At 52.2% G+C, this 15,684-nt stretch carries 17 protein-coding genes; 6 read left to right on the top strand and 11 right to left on the bottom strand.

Annotation, left to right across the window (positions count from 1 at the left end):
- Positions 1 to 91 precede the first annotated feature (91 nt).
- The gene (locus AC3RCL_RS06145; protein WP_492534889.1) at positions 92 to 1,006 is read right to left on the bottom strand and encodes a coiled-coil domain-containing protein; all 915 of its coding nucleotides are present in this window, start codon (positions 1,004 to 1,006) and stop codon (positions 92 to 94) included.
- A gap of 380 nt (positions 1,007 to 1,386) precedes the next feature.
- Between AC3RCL_RS06145 and AC3RCL_RS06140 the strand changes: the two genes are divergently transcribed.
- Positions 1,387 to 2,436: an S-layer homology domain-containing protein gene (locus tag AC3RCL_RS06140; protein ID WP_492534887.1), complete on the top strand. Its 1,050-nt coding sequence runs from the start codon at positions 1,387 to 1,389 to the stop codon at positions 2,434 to 2,436.
- Between the two features lie 85 nt (positions 2,437 to 2,521).
- On the opposite strand, the gene AC3RCL_RS06135 is transcribed toward AC3RCL_RS06140, so the two are convergent.
- On the bottom strand, positions 2,522 to 2,947 hold the full coding sequence (locus AC3RCL_RS06135; protein ID WP_213580429.1) for a VOC family protein: 426 nt from the start codon (positions 2,945 to 2,947) through the stop codon (positions 2,522 to 2,524).
- Positions 2,948 to 3,055: 108 nt separating this feature from the next.
- On the bottom strand, positions 3,056 to 3,949 hold the full coding sequence (locus AC3RCL_RS06130) for a putative RNA methyltransferase (RefSeq protein WP_492534885.1): 894 nt from the start codon (positions 3,947 to 3,949) through the stop codon (positions 3,056 to 3,058).
- Between the two features lie 438 nt (positions 3,950 to 4,387).
- Between AC3RCL_RS06130 and AC3RCL_RS06125 the strand changes: the two genes are divergently transcribed.
- The 3 genes from AC3RCL_RS06125 to AC3RCL_RS06115 all read left to right on the top strand — a co-directional run bounded on the left by AC3RCL_RS06125 (position 4,388) and on the right by AC3RCL_RS06115 (position 6,706).
- Entirely contained in the window at positions 4,388 to 4,903 is a 516-nt protein-coding gene (locus tag AC3RCL_RS06125) for a DUF6773 family protein (protein WP_096775176.1), read from the top strand.
- 25 nt (positions 4,904 to 4,928) lie between these two features.
- On the top strand, positions 4,929 to 5,126 hold the full coding sequence (locus tag AC3RCL_RS06120) for a helix-turn-helix transcriptional regulator (RefSeq protein ID WP_009594955.1): 198 nt from the start codon (positions 4,929 to 4,931) through the stop codon (positions 5,124 to 5,126).
- A gap of 128 nt (positions 5,127 to 5,254) precedes the next feature.
- Positions 5,255 to 6,706 carry an erythromycin esterase family protein gene (locus AC3RCL_RS06115; protein ID WP_192569505.1) on the top strand — a complete coding sequence of 484 codons (1,452 nt, stop codon included), beginning with the start codon at positions 5,255 to 5,257 and terminating at the stop codon, positions 6,704 to 6,706.
- 151 nt (positions 6,707 to 6,857) lie between these two features.
- On the opposite strand, the gene AC3RCL_RS06110 is transcribed toward AC3RCL_RS06115, so the two are convergent.
- The 3 genes from AC3RCL_RS06110 to AC3RCL_RS06100 form a co-directional block, all read right to left on the bottom strand.
- The gene (locus tag AC3RCL_RS06110; protein ID WP_492534881.1) at positions 6,858 to 7,529 is read right to left on the bottom strand and encodes a DUF4097 family beta strand repeat-containing protein; all 672 of its coding nucleotides are present in this window, start codon (positions 7,527 to 7,529) and stop codon (positions 6,858 to 6,860) included.
- Positions 7,530 to 7,675: 146 nt separating this feature from the next.
- Complete coding sequence (locus tag AC3RCL_RS06105; protein ID WP_492534879.1) at positions 7,676 to 8,164, bottom strand: helix-hairpin-helix domain-containing protein; 489 nt, start codon at positions 8,162 to 8,164, stop codon at positions 7,676 to 7,678.
- Between the two features lie 39 nt (positions 8,165 to 8,203).
- Entirely contained in the window at positions 8,204 to 8,692 is a 489-nt protein-coding gene (locus AC3RCL_RS06100) for a DinB family protein (protein WP_492534878.1), read from the bottom strand.
- Positions 8,693 to 8,803: 111 nt separating this feature from the next.
- Here AC3RCL_RS06100 and AC3RCL_RS06095 point away from each other — a divergent pair, with 111 nt between their 5' ends.
- Together AC3RCL_RS06095 and AC3RCL_RS06090 are read left to right on the top strand one after the other, a co-directional pair.
- Complete coding sequence (locus AC3RCL_RS06095) at positions 8,804 to 9,751, top strand: helix-turn-helix transcriptional regulator (RefSeq protein ID WP_096775171.1); 948 nt, start codon at positions 8,804 to 8,806, stop codon at positions 9,749 to 9,751.
- 219 nt (positions 9,752 to 9,970) lie between these two features.
- Positions 9,971 to 10,633, top strand: a complete 663-nt coding sequence (locus AC3RCL_RS06090) for a CatB-related O-acetyltransferase (protein ID WP_096775170.1) — start codon at positions 9,971 to 9,973, stop codon at positions 10,631 to 10,633.
- A 118-nt stretch (positions 10,634 to 10,751) separates the two neighbouring features.
- On the opposite strand, the gene AC3RCL_RS06085 is transcribed toward AC3RCL_RS06090, so the two are convergent.
- The 5 genes from AC3RCL_RS06085 to AC3RCL_RS06065 are packed head-to-tail and all read right to left on the bottom strand — an operon-like array spanning position 10,752 to position 15,684.
- Positions 10,752 to 11,927, bottom strand: coding sequence for an N-acetylglucosamine-6-phosphate deacetylase (locus AC3RCL_RS06085; RefSeq protein ID WP_492534876.1), 1,176 nt, complete (start codon positions 11,925 to 11,927; stop codon positions 10,752 to 10,754).
- Entirely contained in the window at positions 11,920 to 12,711 is a 792-nt protein-coding gene (locus tag AC3RCL_RS06080) for a glucosamine-6-phosphate deaminase (RefSeq protein WP_492534874.1), read from the bottom strand. The genes AC3RCL_RS06085 and AC3RCL_RS06080 overlap by 8 nt, the downstream gene beginning before the upstream one ends.
- A gap of 17 nt (positions 12,712 to 12,728) precedes the next feature.
- Positions 12,729 to 13,757: a Gfo/Idh/MocA family protein gene (locus AC3RCL_RS06075; protein ID WP_492534872.1), complete on the bottom strand. Its 1,029-nt coding sequence runs from the start codon at positions 13,755 to 13,757 to the stop codon at positions 12,729 to 12,731.
- 53 nt (positions 13,758 to 13,810) lie between these two features.
- Complete coding sequence (locus tag AC3RCL_RS06070; RefSeq protein ID WP_192569511.1) at positions 13,811 to 14,821, bottom strand: Gfo/Idh/MocA family protein; 1,011 nt, start codon at positions 14,819 to 14,821, stop codon at positions 13,811 to 13,813.
- Positions 14,818 to 15,684 carry a sugar phosphate isomerase/epimerase family protein gene (locus tag AC3RCL_RS06065; protein ID WP_096775165.1) on the bottom strand — a complete coding sequence of 289 codons (867 nt, stop codon included), beginning with the start codon at positions 15,682 to 15,684 and terminating at the stop codon, positions 14,818 to 14,820. Before AC3RCL_RS06065 ends, AC3RCL_RS06070 begins: the two co-directional genes overlap by 4 nt.

The following is a 15,684-nucleotide window of genomic DNA, read 5'->3' as shown; positions in this document are numbered from 1 at the left end:
TTTCATTTTTACAAAAACAAAAGCTGCCCCTATGGTCATGTTAGGACCATCTGGGGCAGCTCTTTTCTTGCAGGCTTAAAAATATAGATAATTACGGTTTCTCCACGAGCAGCGCTTCCCATTTCAAGCCTTCTCCGGCAATTTCGATCCGCAGGTCGGAGATGCTCTTCAACGCCTCCTCGCGACGTGTCTCAAGTATAACCACCGTTTCCTTATATAGCTCGTCTATCTTCTTCTGCGTACCGCTTGCCATTTTCGTTATTTCGGATTTTCTTGCAGCATTGCCTTTGGAGATCGCGGTTGTCTGTTCCTTAAACAGCTTGCCGTATTGGCTCTTAGCTGTTGCTTTGCTGATTTTCCCTTGTTTGTACTTCCACATCGGACTGTTCAGGTACGACGTACTGGATCCGTTACGGAGCTTCCACATCGGGCTGTTCAAATAGCTTTCACTGACCGTTTTGCTGAATTTCCATGCGGAACTGTTCAAATAGCTCGGGGTGATCGTCTTCTTGTATGTCCACATCCAGCTGTTCAAATAATCCTCGTTCATTTCTTTGCTTAGTTTCCATAGGGTACTGTTCAAATAATTGCGGTTAGCGGCATTCGCATACTTCCACATCGGACCGTTTAAATAACTTGGATTGATGAACCGTTCATATTGTGCCAGCTTATCCTTTAGGTCGCGGTTTCCCTCATACTTCAGCTTCAGCTGCTCCAAATCGGCTCGAAGCTTCTCGTCCCACTGCTTTTGATCCTCCAGCACTTTTTTCTCGAGCTGGTCCAGGGAGGCATGGCTGGCATTATAAAACGCCTTATATTTCTTGTCTGCTTGTTTCTGGTAATTGTTATACGCATTTACCGTCTTCTTGTTATAGGATTTATACTCGCTCCATACTTGATTGATCCATTTCTGATCCGCTCCATGAACCGTTGTTAGCGGCACCAAAACTGAGACGGCAAGCAAAAGGCTGCATAAGGTTAATAACGATTTTCGCATCAATCTCATCGATTTTCGCCTCTCTTCTGTAGATAGTAAACAAGGGATATTTTACCTAATAGGAAGACATCTTCCAATAGGAACTCCGAACCCCTAACTTTTAGACTAGAGCCGATTTCTGGAACCTCCGGATATTTTCGCACGGCAGCGTGTCTCACTCCCTGGATGCTTCATGAAAAACATGTCTTCCCTTCGTATATCCCACATCAAAAACGGAAGATTTATGCACTTCCTTGGTCCTGTAGTCCCTTAGTATCGCTAAAGTTAGTTAGCTAGTTATAACAGCCCATCTTTGTTCGGAACCGCTTTCTGATGCTTGACCGCCCGAAAAATAGGCCTATACAATGTATTTTGTAGTATTTTAGCAAATTATAGATGGAGGATTGCAGATGTTGAAGTTCAGGACACTATGTGCGCCTATACTCCTGGCTGTCTCTTTGTTCGTAGGAGCTGGCAGCGCTTTTGCCGGGGTTACTTTTCGGGATATTGATAACCACTGGGCAAAAACGACCATCGAATGGGGCGTCGACAAGGGGATTGTCAACGGCTATGCGAACGGAATGTTCATGCCTAATCAGAATGTGACCGAGGCCGAATTCATCCGCATGCTGGTTGTCGGCATTACGGGCAAGGACCTGCAGGAGAACTATTTGACCGAACTATGGTCGGATAAATATTATCATTTTCTGCACTTCAAGAACTATCCTGTACACGGATTCGCTGACAAAACCAAGCGCAGCCAATACATAACGCGGGCCCATGTGGCCGAGCTGATATCCAGCGCCGACGGCGTGAACTACGGCGGGAATCAGGCCATTCAATACGTTCTGGGGAAAAAGTACGCGCAGGGCCGGATCAAAGGTGAAAATACGATTGAAGGCTATGTAGGCAGCGGCACCATCACGCGGGCCGAAGTGCTTCAGCTGATCAAAAACCTGACCGATCGCGGAATGTCGAACCTGTACGACCGCCCTACCGCGCCAAGCGCGGAGGCCATGCTGCCGAAGCTGCCAACCCCTTGGGACGTTTACCGGGACGAGATGTACCTCGTGATCCGCCAGAAGGTATTTCCGAAGTACAGCGGCTACCGCATTTATGACGACGGATCGAATAAAATCGTGATGACCAGCACGAAGCAAACCGGTGAGACGGATTACGCCGTGTCCGTTCAATTCGAGCCGCAGATTATGCAGTTCAGCGGAATCGCGCTTTCCAATGCCGCCGATAAAACCCAGCGCGGCATGCTGATCGAACTCCTCCAGCTGTATGGCTTCGAGGTCGATTCCGCCTTCCTCGCGAAAATAGACTCCGCGGAGAAGAACAAGAAGGTGATTGAGCTAAAGGTGAGCGGCAAAACACTCGTTATCGATCCGCTCGTGGCAAGCCCCGCCGGGCATGTCCATATCTACTATAAGTGGTGGGACGGATCTCGGGCATAATTCAGGAAACTCGACTGCGCTGCAACCGAACAAAAAGCCCTGACGGCAAATCGTCAGGGCTTTTTGTTCATTTATATATCAGCTTCTACGCTTCCGCTTCCGTGGAGATATTCCAGTTCACGCCGAATTTGTCAGCCACGATGCCGTACGCCGGGCTCCAGAACGTCTCCTGAAGGGGCATAACCACTTGACCGTCCTCCCGCAGCGCTTCATATATCCGCTTGGCCTGTTCGGCCTGATCGGTCATGATACAGATCTGAACCTGATTGCTGGATTGAACCGGTTGACCGGGAAACGTATCGGAGAACATCAAATCCGTCTCTCCTACCTTCAGCAAAGCGTGGGAAATGCGATCTCTCGCGCTATCCGGCAGCGGAAAATCAGGGTTCGCCGGCATCTCGCCGAAGGTCTGAACCATGACGACCTGGGCATCCAACGCCTTCTCATAGAATTGAATAGCTTCCTTAGCATTCCCGTCCATCACGAGATATGGATTCATTCGAAGTGCCATATGATCGTCAACCACCTTATTTTCATATTTACAACGTTACTCCTATTATCTCCCAACTGGATCACTTTAGCAAAATATGAGGCATTTTCGGCTGAAGGACCGTTATGGTTATCCCTCATTCCATCCATACAGGATTTTGAAGTCCGCCGTGACCTCCATCGCTTCATCCAGCATTTGTCCGATGGCCTCGGGCGAAGCGCTCCAGGATAAAGGCGTCATGCGAATCAATTGTTTCATCTGATCGTTATCCAGGATGACTCGATACTGCACCCGCTCGGCTTCGATTTGCTCAAAGTGGCGGCTGAATAGCTCTATTGTGCTGTCATTGGAGTAATTCTCCTTGCCTGTGCCTGTATAGAACAAGGTTCTAAGCTCCTGCAAATACAGGCTGTCCGGGATTACCTTCACCAATGATCCGCCACTCGCAAGCAGCCGCCTGAACTCCGAATAATTGGACGGGGACAGAATGTTCAGGATGTAATCGAACTGTTGGTCGGCAAACGGGCTCCGGGATAAATCGGCCACGCACCATATAGAGTCAGGGGATGTCTTGGCGGCCATAACGATGCCCTCTTTGGCAATATCCATGCCTACGCCGAGAACATCCGGCACCAAAGGGTGCTCCCGAAGCTTATGTCCGATGGCGGATAGATGGGAGCCCTCCCCGCAGCCTGCATCAAGCAGTTTTACAGGCTTCACGGATTCCCGGGACTTCAGCTCCTGGATCAGGCGATTCGTTACCGCTTCTACCATGGGGCCGAAGAAGCCGCTGCCGCTGATCGTGTTTCGGGCCTCAAACAAAGCCTTATCATATTTGGTTTTGGATGAATGGTTCAGCAGGTTTACGTATCCCTGTCTGGATATATCATAGCAATGCCTGTTCTCGCATTCCAGGCTGGCCATGCGTTCTACCTTCATGGCACCGCCGCAGATCGGGCATTGAAACATCTTCTCGTGTATCGAAAGTTTTTGTGCTTTTTTTAATTTTTCGTTGTTGGACACAGCAAATCATCCTTTCATTCGATTGATCGCAATAAAAAAGGCACAGATAAATAAACTCAAGCCGCAGTTGTCAAAAAAAAGGGCCGAGCCTACTTGGATCTGTACCTCACATTAGCGTAAACGAATGAAATGGATCATGAGAAAAAACACGCTCCCGACATCAATTTGGGCAAGAGAGATGCCCTAATTCAATTCTAACACGCGAGCACAGAATGTAAACCTCCAGGGCAAGCGTCCGGTTCAGCAAAATATATCAAGAATAAGTTCCTCCTATAGACTATGATGAGTGTTTGAGACTCTTTTATCCACCTTCTCACCTTAAAAGACAAATATTAAATTCAAAATGACATATATATATTGCAAAAAGACGTAAATACTATTACAATGCATGTATCCAGAAAATCTCAGGAACGTATCTCTAACCAAAAGGAAGGAATGATGAGCTTGAATTGGTTTAAGAAAAACTCGGTTGAGGATGAGCGTATCGTCAATTTGAAGAACAAGTTATATAAAGAGGTGTATACCTTGATCATGGTCATTTGCAGCATTTCTGTCATCATCAAATCTTTTGTGCTGCCGCGAACGGAACCCGTCTGGCTGGAAATGCTGATCATTCTGGGAGGAAGCTTATATTTCGGGATACGCAGCGTGGCGCTGGGGATTTACTCGGATGAAGTGGAGGTCCATGACCAGCGGAGCAAAATTTCGTTCAGCATGCGTACGGCGATATGGGGGCTTGTTATCGGTGTCGCACTTGCTCTTTTTTTCGGTATCCGCAGCGCGGTTCTGTTTGGCAATGACAACAGTGCGACCGAGCTCAAATATTTCTTTAGCGTTTTCCTCGTCTCACTGATCATCTACATCCCGCTCTTTGTCGGGGGGAATTGGTTGATCCACTACGGCGCCAACAAGGTAAGCCAAAAAATGTCGCAGAACGATCCATTCGACTCGTAGAAAGGGATATTAGGGGGACTGCCGCATGAAAAACATCAAATTGAAGATGGCCCGCGTCGAGAAGGATTTATCGCAGGAAGAACTGGCCCAGATCGTCGGTGTCTCCAGGCAGACCATCGGCCTGATTGAGCTGGGGAAATATAATCCGTCCCTCAGCCTGTGCGTTGCCATATGCAAGGCATTATCGCGTACGCTGAACGATCTGTTCTGGGAAGAAGACTAGGGCAGGGCTGCATTTCAATTCACTAACGCCGCCAGACAGCAATTGCCGACAAGGTTAAGGAGGTGACGCCAACGCTTCAAGGCAAGAACTAATAACCAATCATCATATAAGGAGTGACCTAATCTATCATGCCATTACATAAAGCTAGAAAAGCATTCACCGTGTTTTTGCTCACCGCTTCCCTATTGGGAACCACCTTCATCCCTGAAGGAAAAACATATGCTTCTGCCGCCGATCCCATCCAAGGGCAGGTTACCGAGGTTACGACTGCACGAACGTCGGATGAAAAAATTGCCGAGTGGGAGAATTGGGCCAAAGACCATGTATATCGACTGGATACGATTCACCCGGCCAACACAGCCAACGGCACTAACCAGTATAGGGATCTGGCTATGCTGAAGCCCTTGCTGCATGACAAACGTTTCGTGTTTCTAGGGGAGAGCTCCCACGGGGTTGGCGAGTTCAATCTGGCGAAGACCCGCTTGATCCAGTTCCTGCATCAGGAGATGGGGTACAACGTTCTGGCCTTTGAGAGCGGCCTTGGCAACAGCTCCTTGGCTTACGGTAGGGCCGGGCAGCGGAGCGCGGAACAAACGATGAAGGATTCCATCTTCGGCGTCTGGTGGTCCAAAGAGATTTTGCCGTTGTTCGACTACATTAAAACAGCACAACAGAGCAAGCAGCCGCTCGTGCTGACCGGTTTTGACATGCAGCTGCAGCATCCGCTGTTGGACGGACAATGGCTGCAGGATCAGGCCATGGCTAAGCGTCTATCGGAAGCTGAGAAGAAACTGTCTGACTACTCTCTTGGTACGGATCTAGACGCTTACCGCAAAGAGAAACATCAGCTGATTCAAGTGTACAAGGATGCTCTGGAATCATTAAAGACGGAGGCAAACGAAGCTCATCTGAAACGGCTGTACCCGGATAACCCCAAACTGTCCATGCTGCTCGAGCGGACCCTGAACGACCGGATTCGGGTAGCCCGGGAATATGTGGAGCTCTCCATTCAATCAACGCTTGGTATGGAAAGCGGGGATTATGTCCCGTTCCTGGAATCGATGGAATGGCGGGACCAGGCGATGCATGACAATCTCATGTGGCTGGCAACCGAAGTATACCCGATGGAAAAATTCATCGTGTGGGGACATAACGACCACATCCGCAAAGCTCAAACCGAGGTGATGGGTACGCCATATCCGGTGACTTTAATGGGAGAGAAACTCTCGGATGAAATGAAGAAATACAGTTACGTGCTTGGCCTGTATCCGGCCAGTGGCCAAACCGCGGATAATATGGGGAATGTGCATGACGTCCTGCCGGCAGAGCCGGGCTCCATTGAATCGATCCTCTCGGCCGCAGGCTCGCCGTATACCTTCGTTGACCTGCGTTACCAAAAACGCGAGGCAGGCAACTCGTGGATGTTCGAGCCGCGTTTTGCCTATAGCTGGGGGATGATTCCGGAAAGCTTAATCGCCCGCGACCAGTACGACGGTATTCTGCTGATCGATGACGTAAACCCGCCCCAATATATGAGATCCTCCGCTTCATCCAAGGCTTCTGTGCCTGCTGAGGAATAAGGTGCTATCATTCCTTGCTGTCATATAAGAATTTTTCATAGGTTAAGATGACAAGCATCCTCTGACGATCTGCTCCAAGAGTCCGGAAGCAATGAACTCTTGGAAAGGACCGAACGGGGATGCTTCTTTTCTTACGCTCAGTTCCGCATGGTTATTTTATCGAGATGTTCCCCGAGGAGGTTTTGAGCTTCACCTCAAACTCCCCGTCACCGGTGCGCCCTTCCGTCTTCCGGTTGCTCTCGTTCCTGTCCTGGATCGGAACGGCAATGGACCTCCGTCCGCTCCCGGACTGGAGCACCCATGTCGCATCAGGCGTCTCTTCATCGAGCTGTATGTTCACGTTTCCGCTTGTCGCCGATACATCCACATCGTTGTTCAAACGGGCGAACGCAAGGGAGATATTCCCGCTTTTACCCTTCACCTGAAGGCTGTGATTCTGCAAGCCGGTTCCCGTTACCTTGCCGGAAGAACCGTCAATTTCGACCTTCCCTGCATAGTCCGCGGGAATTTTCACGCGAAGCTGCGGCATCCGGCCGATATTCAACACCCGAGTGATATCGTTATCTAAAGAAATCTTCACCCGATTATCTTTTTGATCGACAACGGCTCCTGCGGAACTGCCGCTTCGGAGCAGCGAAACCTCCAATGCTTCCACATCCGCTGTCTCCACGAACAAGGTCGTGCTGCCATGGTCGATCTCCAATACTTCAACATCCTCCAGCGTTACGCGTTGGAGTTCCTCTTCTTCATCCCTTGAACCGCATGCGCTGAGCAAGAACATGCTTAGGATCCATAGGATTGCAGCTGGTGCATATCGTTTCATAGCTTTACCTCCACCCCTTTTCAACATTGAAGTCATTGTACAGGATGACGCAGCGTCATTTTCAAGCGATTTTTCAAGTTTGGTAAACAACAGGAAAAAAGACACCGCCATGTGGCAGTGCCTCCTGCTAGGTCAAGGTAGGGACCCTATGGTTGTCCATCTATTTTGTCGTACCACGATAAAGTTGGACGGGTTGGAGGGTATCCGTGCTGCTCCCTGAATTGCTTACGCACTTCGGTAAAGTCATGCCAGCTCTTCCCGCTCCCCGGATGATTGGCATGATGTACGATGCAGCGAAACGCATCCTCCACGCAAGGATCCACCCAGAAACCGCTGCTCGCTTCCATCCGGTCCGTTAAAGAGGCAGCGTCTTCATCCTTGATATCTTCCAATGCGTAATACCCTAACTGGACTACGCGTTCAGCCACTTTCGGTCCGATTGAAGGAACCGTCTGAAACTGTGCCAGTCCCCGGATATATTGGGCACGGCTATCCGAAACACCAAGCACGCCGGACAATAACTCGATATCCATTTGCGCAATATCGATAAGCTTCATTTTGTTTGACCGCAGCTTCGCCAGCTCCTCGCCGGTTAACGGCAGCTTCGGCGATTTTCTCGGTACATGCCGCTGCATCCTTCTCACCCCTGTTCTCTCACTCTGCATACCTGACGTTTAATATAAATCGAACATATTTACTTCATAGCCTTGGGCTTTCAGGTAATTGAACATTTGCGCCCGATGATGCTGGGCATGCGTGACGATTTCAATCAGCCACTTGGCTTGGGTTGAACCGTGCTCCAAATAGAAGGGTCTCGTAGTATTCTGCATAAATTCTTCATCTGTCAGCCCATTCATGTAGGATTTTACATCGGCAAGTCCCTTTGTCATCCAAGAGATCAGCTTGTCCTTGTCCGTGCCGTCAGCGGCGATGCTTGCCTCCAGTTCCCGGATCTCCGCTTCGCTCTTCTCTTGCAGAATCAACAGGTCCGTCGCAGGCACCGAAACCAGATGATGCACGAGTTCCTGAAGCGATCTCATATTATGGGCAGGCCTGTAATCCCAATGCGCTTCTGAAATTTTGCCGATCAGATTCGAACTGGTTCTAACGTTAAGCTCCAGCTCCTCGAACAACAGCTGCTTCATTTCATGCAATTGACTCACGTTCCATCACTCCATTTATTAGTTATGTGGGGGCTCTGGGTTCTACGGCAAGTATAGCGTATAATAGTGACAACTATTGTCATAGTCATTCCACGATTCGGAGCTGATCCTATGTCCAAATCCAAACGTCTCATCGAGCTGATGATGACCGTTAACCGAATGCGAAAATTCACGGTACGAGAACTGGCCGATCAATTCGGCGTGTCGTCCCGCACGATTTTGCGGGACCTGCAGGAGCTCAGCGAACTGGGAGTCCCCCTCTATTCCGAGGTAGGACCGCACGGCGGCTACCAGGTGCTGAAGGAACGGGTTCTTCCGCCGATCGCCTTCAGCGAGGAAGAAGCCGTGGCGATGTTTTTTGCCAGCCACGCCCTGCGTCACTATCTATTTCTTCCCTTTGAAGCCGAGTCCTCTACCGCACTTCAGAAATTTTATTATTACATGCCCGGGGATGTGCGCGACCGGATTGACCAGATGAAGAACCGGGTGGATTTTCTGACGCATACCAGACAGCAGAAGGCTGAATCTCTCGGGGCTCTGCTGGATGCCGCCGTCGACCAGCGGGTCGTTACGGTGTTATACGAGAGCAGGGACGGCTATGCCGCGCGAAGCATCCAGCCCGTGGGCATCTATGCAAGCAACGGTTTCTGGTATTGTCCCGCTTATTGTTTTCTGCGCGATGATTTCCGTCTGTTCCGCTGCGACCGCATGCAGTCCGTGGCTGAGGATGCAACCGGCATCGAGCCGCGGGATCACCGGCACATCCATCTGGGGAACTGGAGGGAATACGGGACGGAGAAATCGGTCTATGTCCGGATGGTCGTGGATTTGAGCCGGGAAGGCGTTCAGCGCTGCGAATCTGAGTTATGTCCTGTCCCCCATATCGCTATGCGGCCGGATGGAAGCGGACGGCTTGATCAGAACGTCCCTGCCAGCGAACTTTTGTATTTTGCTAAATTTTTTATCGGATTAGGGAATGAAGCCACCGTGAAGGCGCCGCAGGAGCTGGTGGTTCGCATCAAGGGGATGCTCGCGGAGATGATGGCGAAGTATGGTTAGAGGTAGCTGACTCTCCTTTGGGCTAAGAGTATGGATTATTTTATCGGAACCTTGCACCCGCGTACGTTGACGAAAAGAACACGCCTTGCTACAATTTCATCAACAATTAGGAAAAGGATGAGGACGATGGTTCGTCGTTTGATCAGGTTTAAGAATGTAGCTACTGTATTCAGCTTCTAAGTAAAATTGATCTATTCTACTTAGAAGCGAGGAAATAGAATGAAACAACATCGATTTGAACACTGGTCCGAGATTAAGTATCTGAAGGATATCGTCACAAACCCGATGATAAGCGTAGGAGAATACTCATACTATTCCGGTTATTACGATCATCATGATTTTGAAGATGGCTGCGTTAGGTATCTATGGGGGGATGCAAAATCCAGAAGGTTGTTTAATCCCATTGAAGACTATGGTTGGCATATCGATAAATTGATTATCGGAAATTACGTATGCATAGCAAGCGGCGTCATTATTTTAATGGGTGGAAATCACAACCATCATCCTGAATGGGTAACCGTGTACCCGTTTGTCGATCAGATTGAGGCTTCTTTCGCGCCAAAAGGCGATACCGTCATCGAAAGCGATGCTTGGATTGGAATGAATGCCATGATTATGCCAGGTGTGACCATAGGCGAAGGCGCCATTGTTGCGGCTGGTTCGGTTGTTACTAGAGATGTCCCGCCCTACAGTATCGTAGGCGGTAACCCTGCCAAAGAGATAAAGAAACGCTTTGCGGACGAAGACATCGAAAAGTTAATGGAAATGCGATGGTACGATTGGGAACGCGAGCAAATTGAACGAGCCGCACATATCTTGTCCAGTTCTTCCGTCCATCGATTATATGACTATTATCAAAAAGAAATAAAACCCTGCGTTTAAATTTCTGATGCCTCCCTATAAATAGGAATGCAAATATCCCTTCTTGAATTCAAGAAGGGATATTTGTTGTCTTGGCCTCAAGCTTGTCGTTCATCGTTCAAAACTCATAACATCCTGTTTATGATTTCAACATCGATCGATCCGCACGGTAAACCGAACGCCCTCCCTTGACGGTCTCCACGATGAGAAGGCCCTCCTCGCGCTTCTCCAGAAGCACGAGGTCGGCCTGGGCTCCTTTCTTCAGCCCATAGCGTTCCCCTTCCATGGCCTGGGCGGGCAGCACCGAAGCCATGTCCCAAGCTTCGGAAAACGTGCACAGTCCCGACCGAGCCAGCCGCCAAACCGCATCGGCAAGCATCATGGCCGAGCCGGCCAGCAGCTCGGGCTTGCGGGCGAGATGCAGTCGGCCTTCGGGAGTCAAGACGACATGACCGCCGATATGGGTCTCGTATTCGCCTGGCGGCATTCCGCTTAAGTAGACGGCATCGCTGACCAGCACCGCTTTGGATTGCTTGGCGCGGAGCATCACCTTGATGACCGAATCCGGCAGATGGTACCCGTCCGCGATCATGCCTGCCCACAGCTGATCTTGCGCAAGCTGCTCCCATATATAATTCGGATGCCGCGGCAGCGTCAGATGCGCGCCATTGCCCAGATGGGTGGACATCGTCGCTCCTGCTTCCACGGCTTCCCGGATTTGCACGGGTGTAGCGGCGGTGTGCCCGATCGATACGATGATTCCCGATTCGACGCACGCCCGGATAAAACCCGCAGCTTCCGGCCACTCCGGCGATAGGGTGACGATCCGAATCCGGTTCCCCGATGCCGCCTGCCATCTCGTAAACAATGCCCAGTCCGGTGCCTTGATGTGCCGGGAATCATGGGCTCCCCTGGGCCCCTCCTCCGGAGAAAGAAAGGGGCCTTCCAAATGAATCCCGCCTATGGTTGAACCGACCGCTTCATCCTCCAGGCAAGCCGCGTCGATAACCCTCAGCAGTTGTTCGACCTCTTCGTCTCCGTTGGTAATGACGGTGGGGTAGAACAGGGTTAGACCCTTCTCCCATAACCGCCGGGTTGCCTGGATGACCGTATCCGTTGTAAGCGGCAGCGAATTGAAGTCATATCCGTAACCGCCGTTAATCTGAAGATCGATCAATCCGGGAGCAACCCATATTTCCTCATCCGCGCCGCGTGGAAGGACTCGCTCGATCCGGCCGTCCGGATTCCATGCCAGCTCCATTGGCTCGCCTGTTGCATAATGGCGGCCTGCCCGAACCCGATCGTGGCTATCCATTCCGAATTTCTCCGTACGACTCCAGGTCGACGTACAGCGTGCAATCCGGATGCCGCCGAAGAATGCTGGCAGGACAAGCCTCGCTTATCTCGCCTTGCAGCGTCCGCTGCACCGCTGCCCTCTTGCTTGCGCCCGGCACGACGCAGAACAGATGGGCACCCGACATTAACGCCGGAACGGTGAGCGTAAGCGCGTATGCCGGAACCTCCTGCAAGCTCGCAAAACAGCCGTCATTCACCTGCTGAAGGCGACAAGCCTCGTCCAGCTTGACCCGCTTCACCCATAAAGGGTCGGCAAAATCGGCAACAGGCGGATCGTTGAAGGCGATATGCCCGTTCTCGCCAATGCCCAGGACCACCATATCGATCGGCGCGGCGGCGACCAGTCGGCTATATCTATCGCACTCAACTTCAGGATCATTCAAACCGTCGATCAGATGCACCTCTCCCGGAGATACCCGATCAAACAGCCGCCGGGATAAAAAGTTCCCGAACCGCTGCGGGGCCAACGGGGGGAGGCCGATGTATTCATCCATATGAAATGCAATTACCCGGCTCCAGTCCAGTCCTTCCGCTTGAACCAGCGCCGCCAGGCACTCATTCTGGGACGGGGCGGCCGCAAAGACGATGCGAATGCGCTCTTTCTCGGCCAGCAGGCGCAGCATGGTCTCGAGGATATCGGCGGCCGCCGCTTTCCCCATCGCTTCGCGCTGGTCATAAACGCGGACCTTCAGTTGATCTTGAGCTTTTTCAAGAACAGGCTTGATGTTTCCCTCAGTCCTCATAAAGTCACCTCCATCCCTTACAACGCCGGCGTTCCGGTCAACAGTTGAATTTCCTTGCGCTGCCTGGAAGCCTCGTAGGTACCGAGAATGATCTCCAGGGAATGCCGGCCGTCCTCCCCGGTGACGATAGGCTCGCGGCCTTCGCGAACGGCAAGCGCCATATCTTGAATTTGCAGGCGGTGGCCGTCAGGTATAACTTTGAACGCATCGAATTCAGGCAGCTGAACTTGTTCACCATCGATTTCAAAGGATACGATCGTATCTTCTTCCATGACAAGCACGCCCTTCTCTCCATGAATGACCAGCCGCTGCCCTTTGCCGTCGCAGGCCGTCGTCGTGATCTCCATGACCCCGAGCGCGCCGTTCGCAAATTCAAGGGCGGCGATAACGGTATCTTCGACTTCGATATTTCGCAGCACGGCTTTGGCCTTCGCCGACAAGGATGCTACGGGCCCAACGAGCCATTGGAGCATATCCACCGTGTGTATTCCCTGATTCATCATCGCCCCGCCGCCGTCCATCGCCCAGGTCCCGCGCCAGCCCGCACTGTCATAATAGGCTTGATCGCGGTAGAGCATGACATACGCCGAGCATAAACTGAGCTTCCCGAGGCGTCCTTCTTGAATGACCCGGCGGGCATACCCGGCCTGCGGGGACATGCGCCTCGGAAAGACGGTGGCGAGCAGCACCCCGTTCTCCGCACATACCTCGATCATGCGCTCGATATCGTCAAGCTTGATCGCCATCGGCTTTTCCACCAGCACATGCTTGCCCGCCCGGGCAACCATCGCCGTTTGCTCTGCATGCATGCCGCTTGGCGTGCAAATGCAGACCACTTCCACATCCTCGCGCGCCAGCAGCTCCTCCAATGTGTCGCAGACATCTCCTCCATACGTTTCAGTCAGCTTGACCGCCGATTCCCGTTTCGTATCGAACACGGCGGCAAGCACGGCTTCCTCCGTGTTCATGATGCCCTTGGCATGGATATCCGCAATAATTCCGCAGCCGATGATCCCGAATCGAACCGGCAGCTTTTCCTTCGTCATGTTCCCTAGCCCCCTCATTCCCGTTCTGTTTGCATCGAAGCCCGTGCTTTCTTCTATTCCCTAATCAGGATCCGTGCTCCCTCATCGGCCATCACCGTAGCCTCCGAGGCTTTGTAAATATCGTCATGCGTGATCAGGCCCGCTTCTCCCGCCACCCGGTTCAGAAAATCCTGCGAGAGGGAGAACGCCGGAGCCGTTAAAGGCAAAGAACGCAGCTCCTGATCGGTGATTACAAGCGCTACCTCATCGCTGGACAGCAAGGGATCGCCTTCCAGCCGAATTTCGGCAATGCCGCGCGTCCCCGTAATGAATATCCGGCCGTCTCCCCAAGTCCAGCTGCCGGCGGGCGTGTGCCAGTCCGCGTATAGCTGTGCCGTGATCCCGCCAGCCATGAATACCTGCACGCCGGCCGCATCGTAAAAGGTCGGGTATTCAGGCAGAATATGCTTCGCCAGATAACCGGATGACGTCTCCACTTCCCGGCCGGTCAGCCACCTTAACAGGTCGAAGTCATGCACGAAGAGATCGTTGATGATGCCGCCGGACTGCCCTCTGTCAAAATGCCAGGCCGGACGGGTTTCCGGATTCAGCCGATGCGGCTTACGCATCGAGATATGGATGATGTCCCCCAATTCACCAGCTCGAATCATCCCGTGGACGGTATGGATAGAAGGACGGAAACGTTCGGTCAGCATCATGCCTACCTCGATTCTTCCTCGATCCAACAAGCCGCGCAGCCGGATGAGTCCGGCCCGATCCGTTACGGCAGGCTTATCGATCATGACAGGCTTGCCGTGCAGCTCGCACAGCTCCATGACATCCATCTTCTCATCGTTGATGGCCGCGCAGCCGATGATTCCTACGCCTTCGTCTGCCAGCATCGACTCCCGATCCCCCGTCAGCTCCAGGCCGTACCGGTCGGCGAGGGTGCGGGCTAACGTCTGATTGTCCGGTTCGTACACTCCTGCACATTCGTAGCCCAGAGCCAGCATCTCCTCGATAAACATGCCGATGTGGGCATGCTGGCAGCCGATGATTCCAAATTTCCGTGCGTTCCCCGTCATCCGGTCGACACCTCCACAGCCTGCAGCCACTCCTTAATGACGAGCAGATCATAAGCGAGCCGTTCCTTCGGCGGATAGGGAGCTGCGCATTCCAGCGTAAGCCAACCCGCGTACCGCTGTTCCCGTAATCCCCTAAGCAGCCCGCCGTGATCCACTTCTCCTTCGCCAAGGCGGCACTGCAGGAAGAACTCTTCCCCGTGACGGGTCAAATTCTTGAACGTTCCCGGGGCGCCTCCTTGCCCGATCCGCCGTTCATCCTTGATATGCACATGGAACAAACGGCTTCCTAGCTGCCTTACCGACTCTTCCCCAAATTCCGTGTCCGTGATGTACATATTTCCTGCATCATGAATCAGGCCAACCTGATCATCGCCGATCAATTCCAAGAGCCGCAGTGCGCTGTCCGTCGTCTCCACCAGGCTCTGGTTGTGAATCTCCAGGACGATCCGTTTTCCTGCAGCGCGGGCTTCCTCCGCGCATTTCCGAATCCAGAAAGCCGCCTTGGCATAATGATAATCCTCCGCCAGGAAGGCATTCGGGCCTCCCTGAAAGATCCGGATCATGCCGGCTTCAAGCATCACCGCGCGTTCAAGCAGGCCCATGAACTGATCATAGGCCCCGGCACATTCGGCATCCCCGCTTGTCGAGAAATGCCCCATGTAACCCGCCAATGCCGGAATCTCCAAACCGTGCCCATCCGCAAGTGCCTTCATTTCGCGAACCCGGGGAAGCGATGCCTCCGGGCTCAAATGCGGTTCGCGGCAGGCGATTTCGATGCCGTCAAAACCGAGTTCGGCCGTGATCGACATCGCTTCATGGATGCTGTAATCGATGAGTGATCCGCTGAATGCCGCTATTTTCAT

Source organism: Paenibacillus sp. MT86, assembly GCF_058792535.1.
This window is presented reverse-complemented; position numbering and strand designations above follow the sequence as displayed.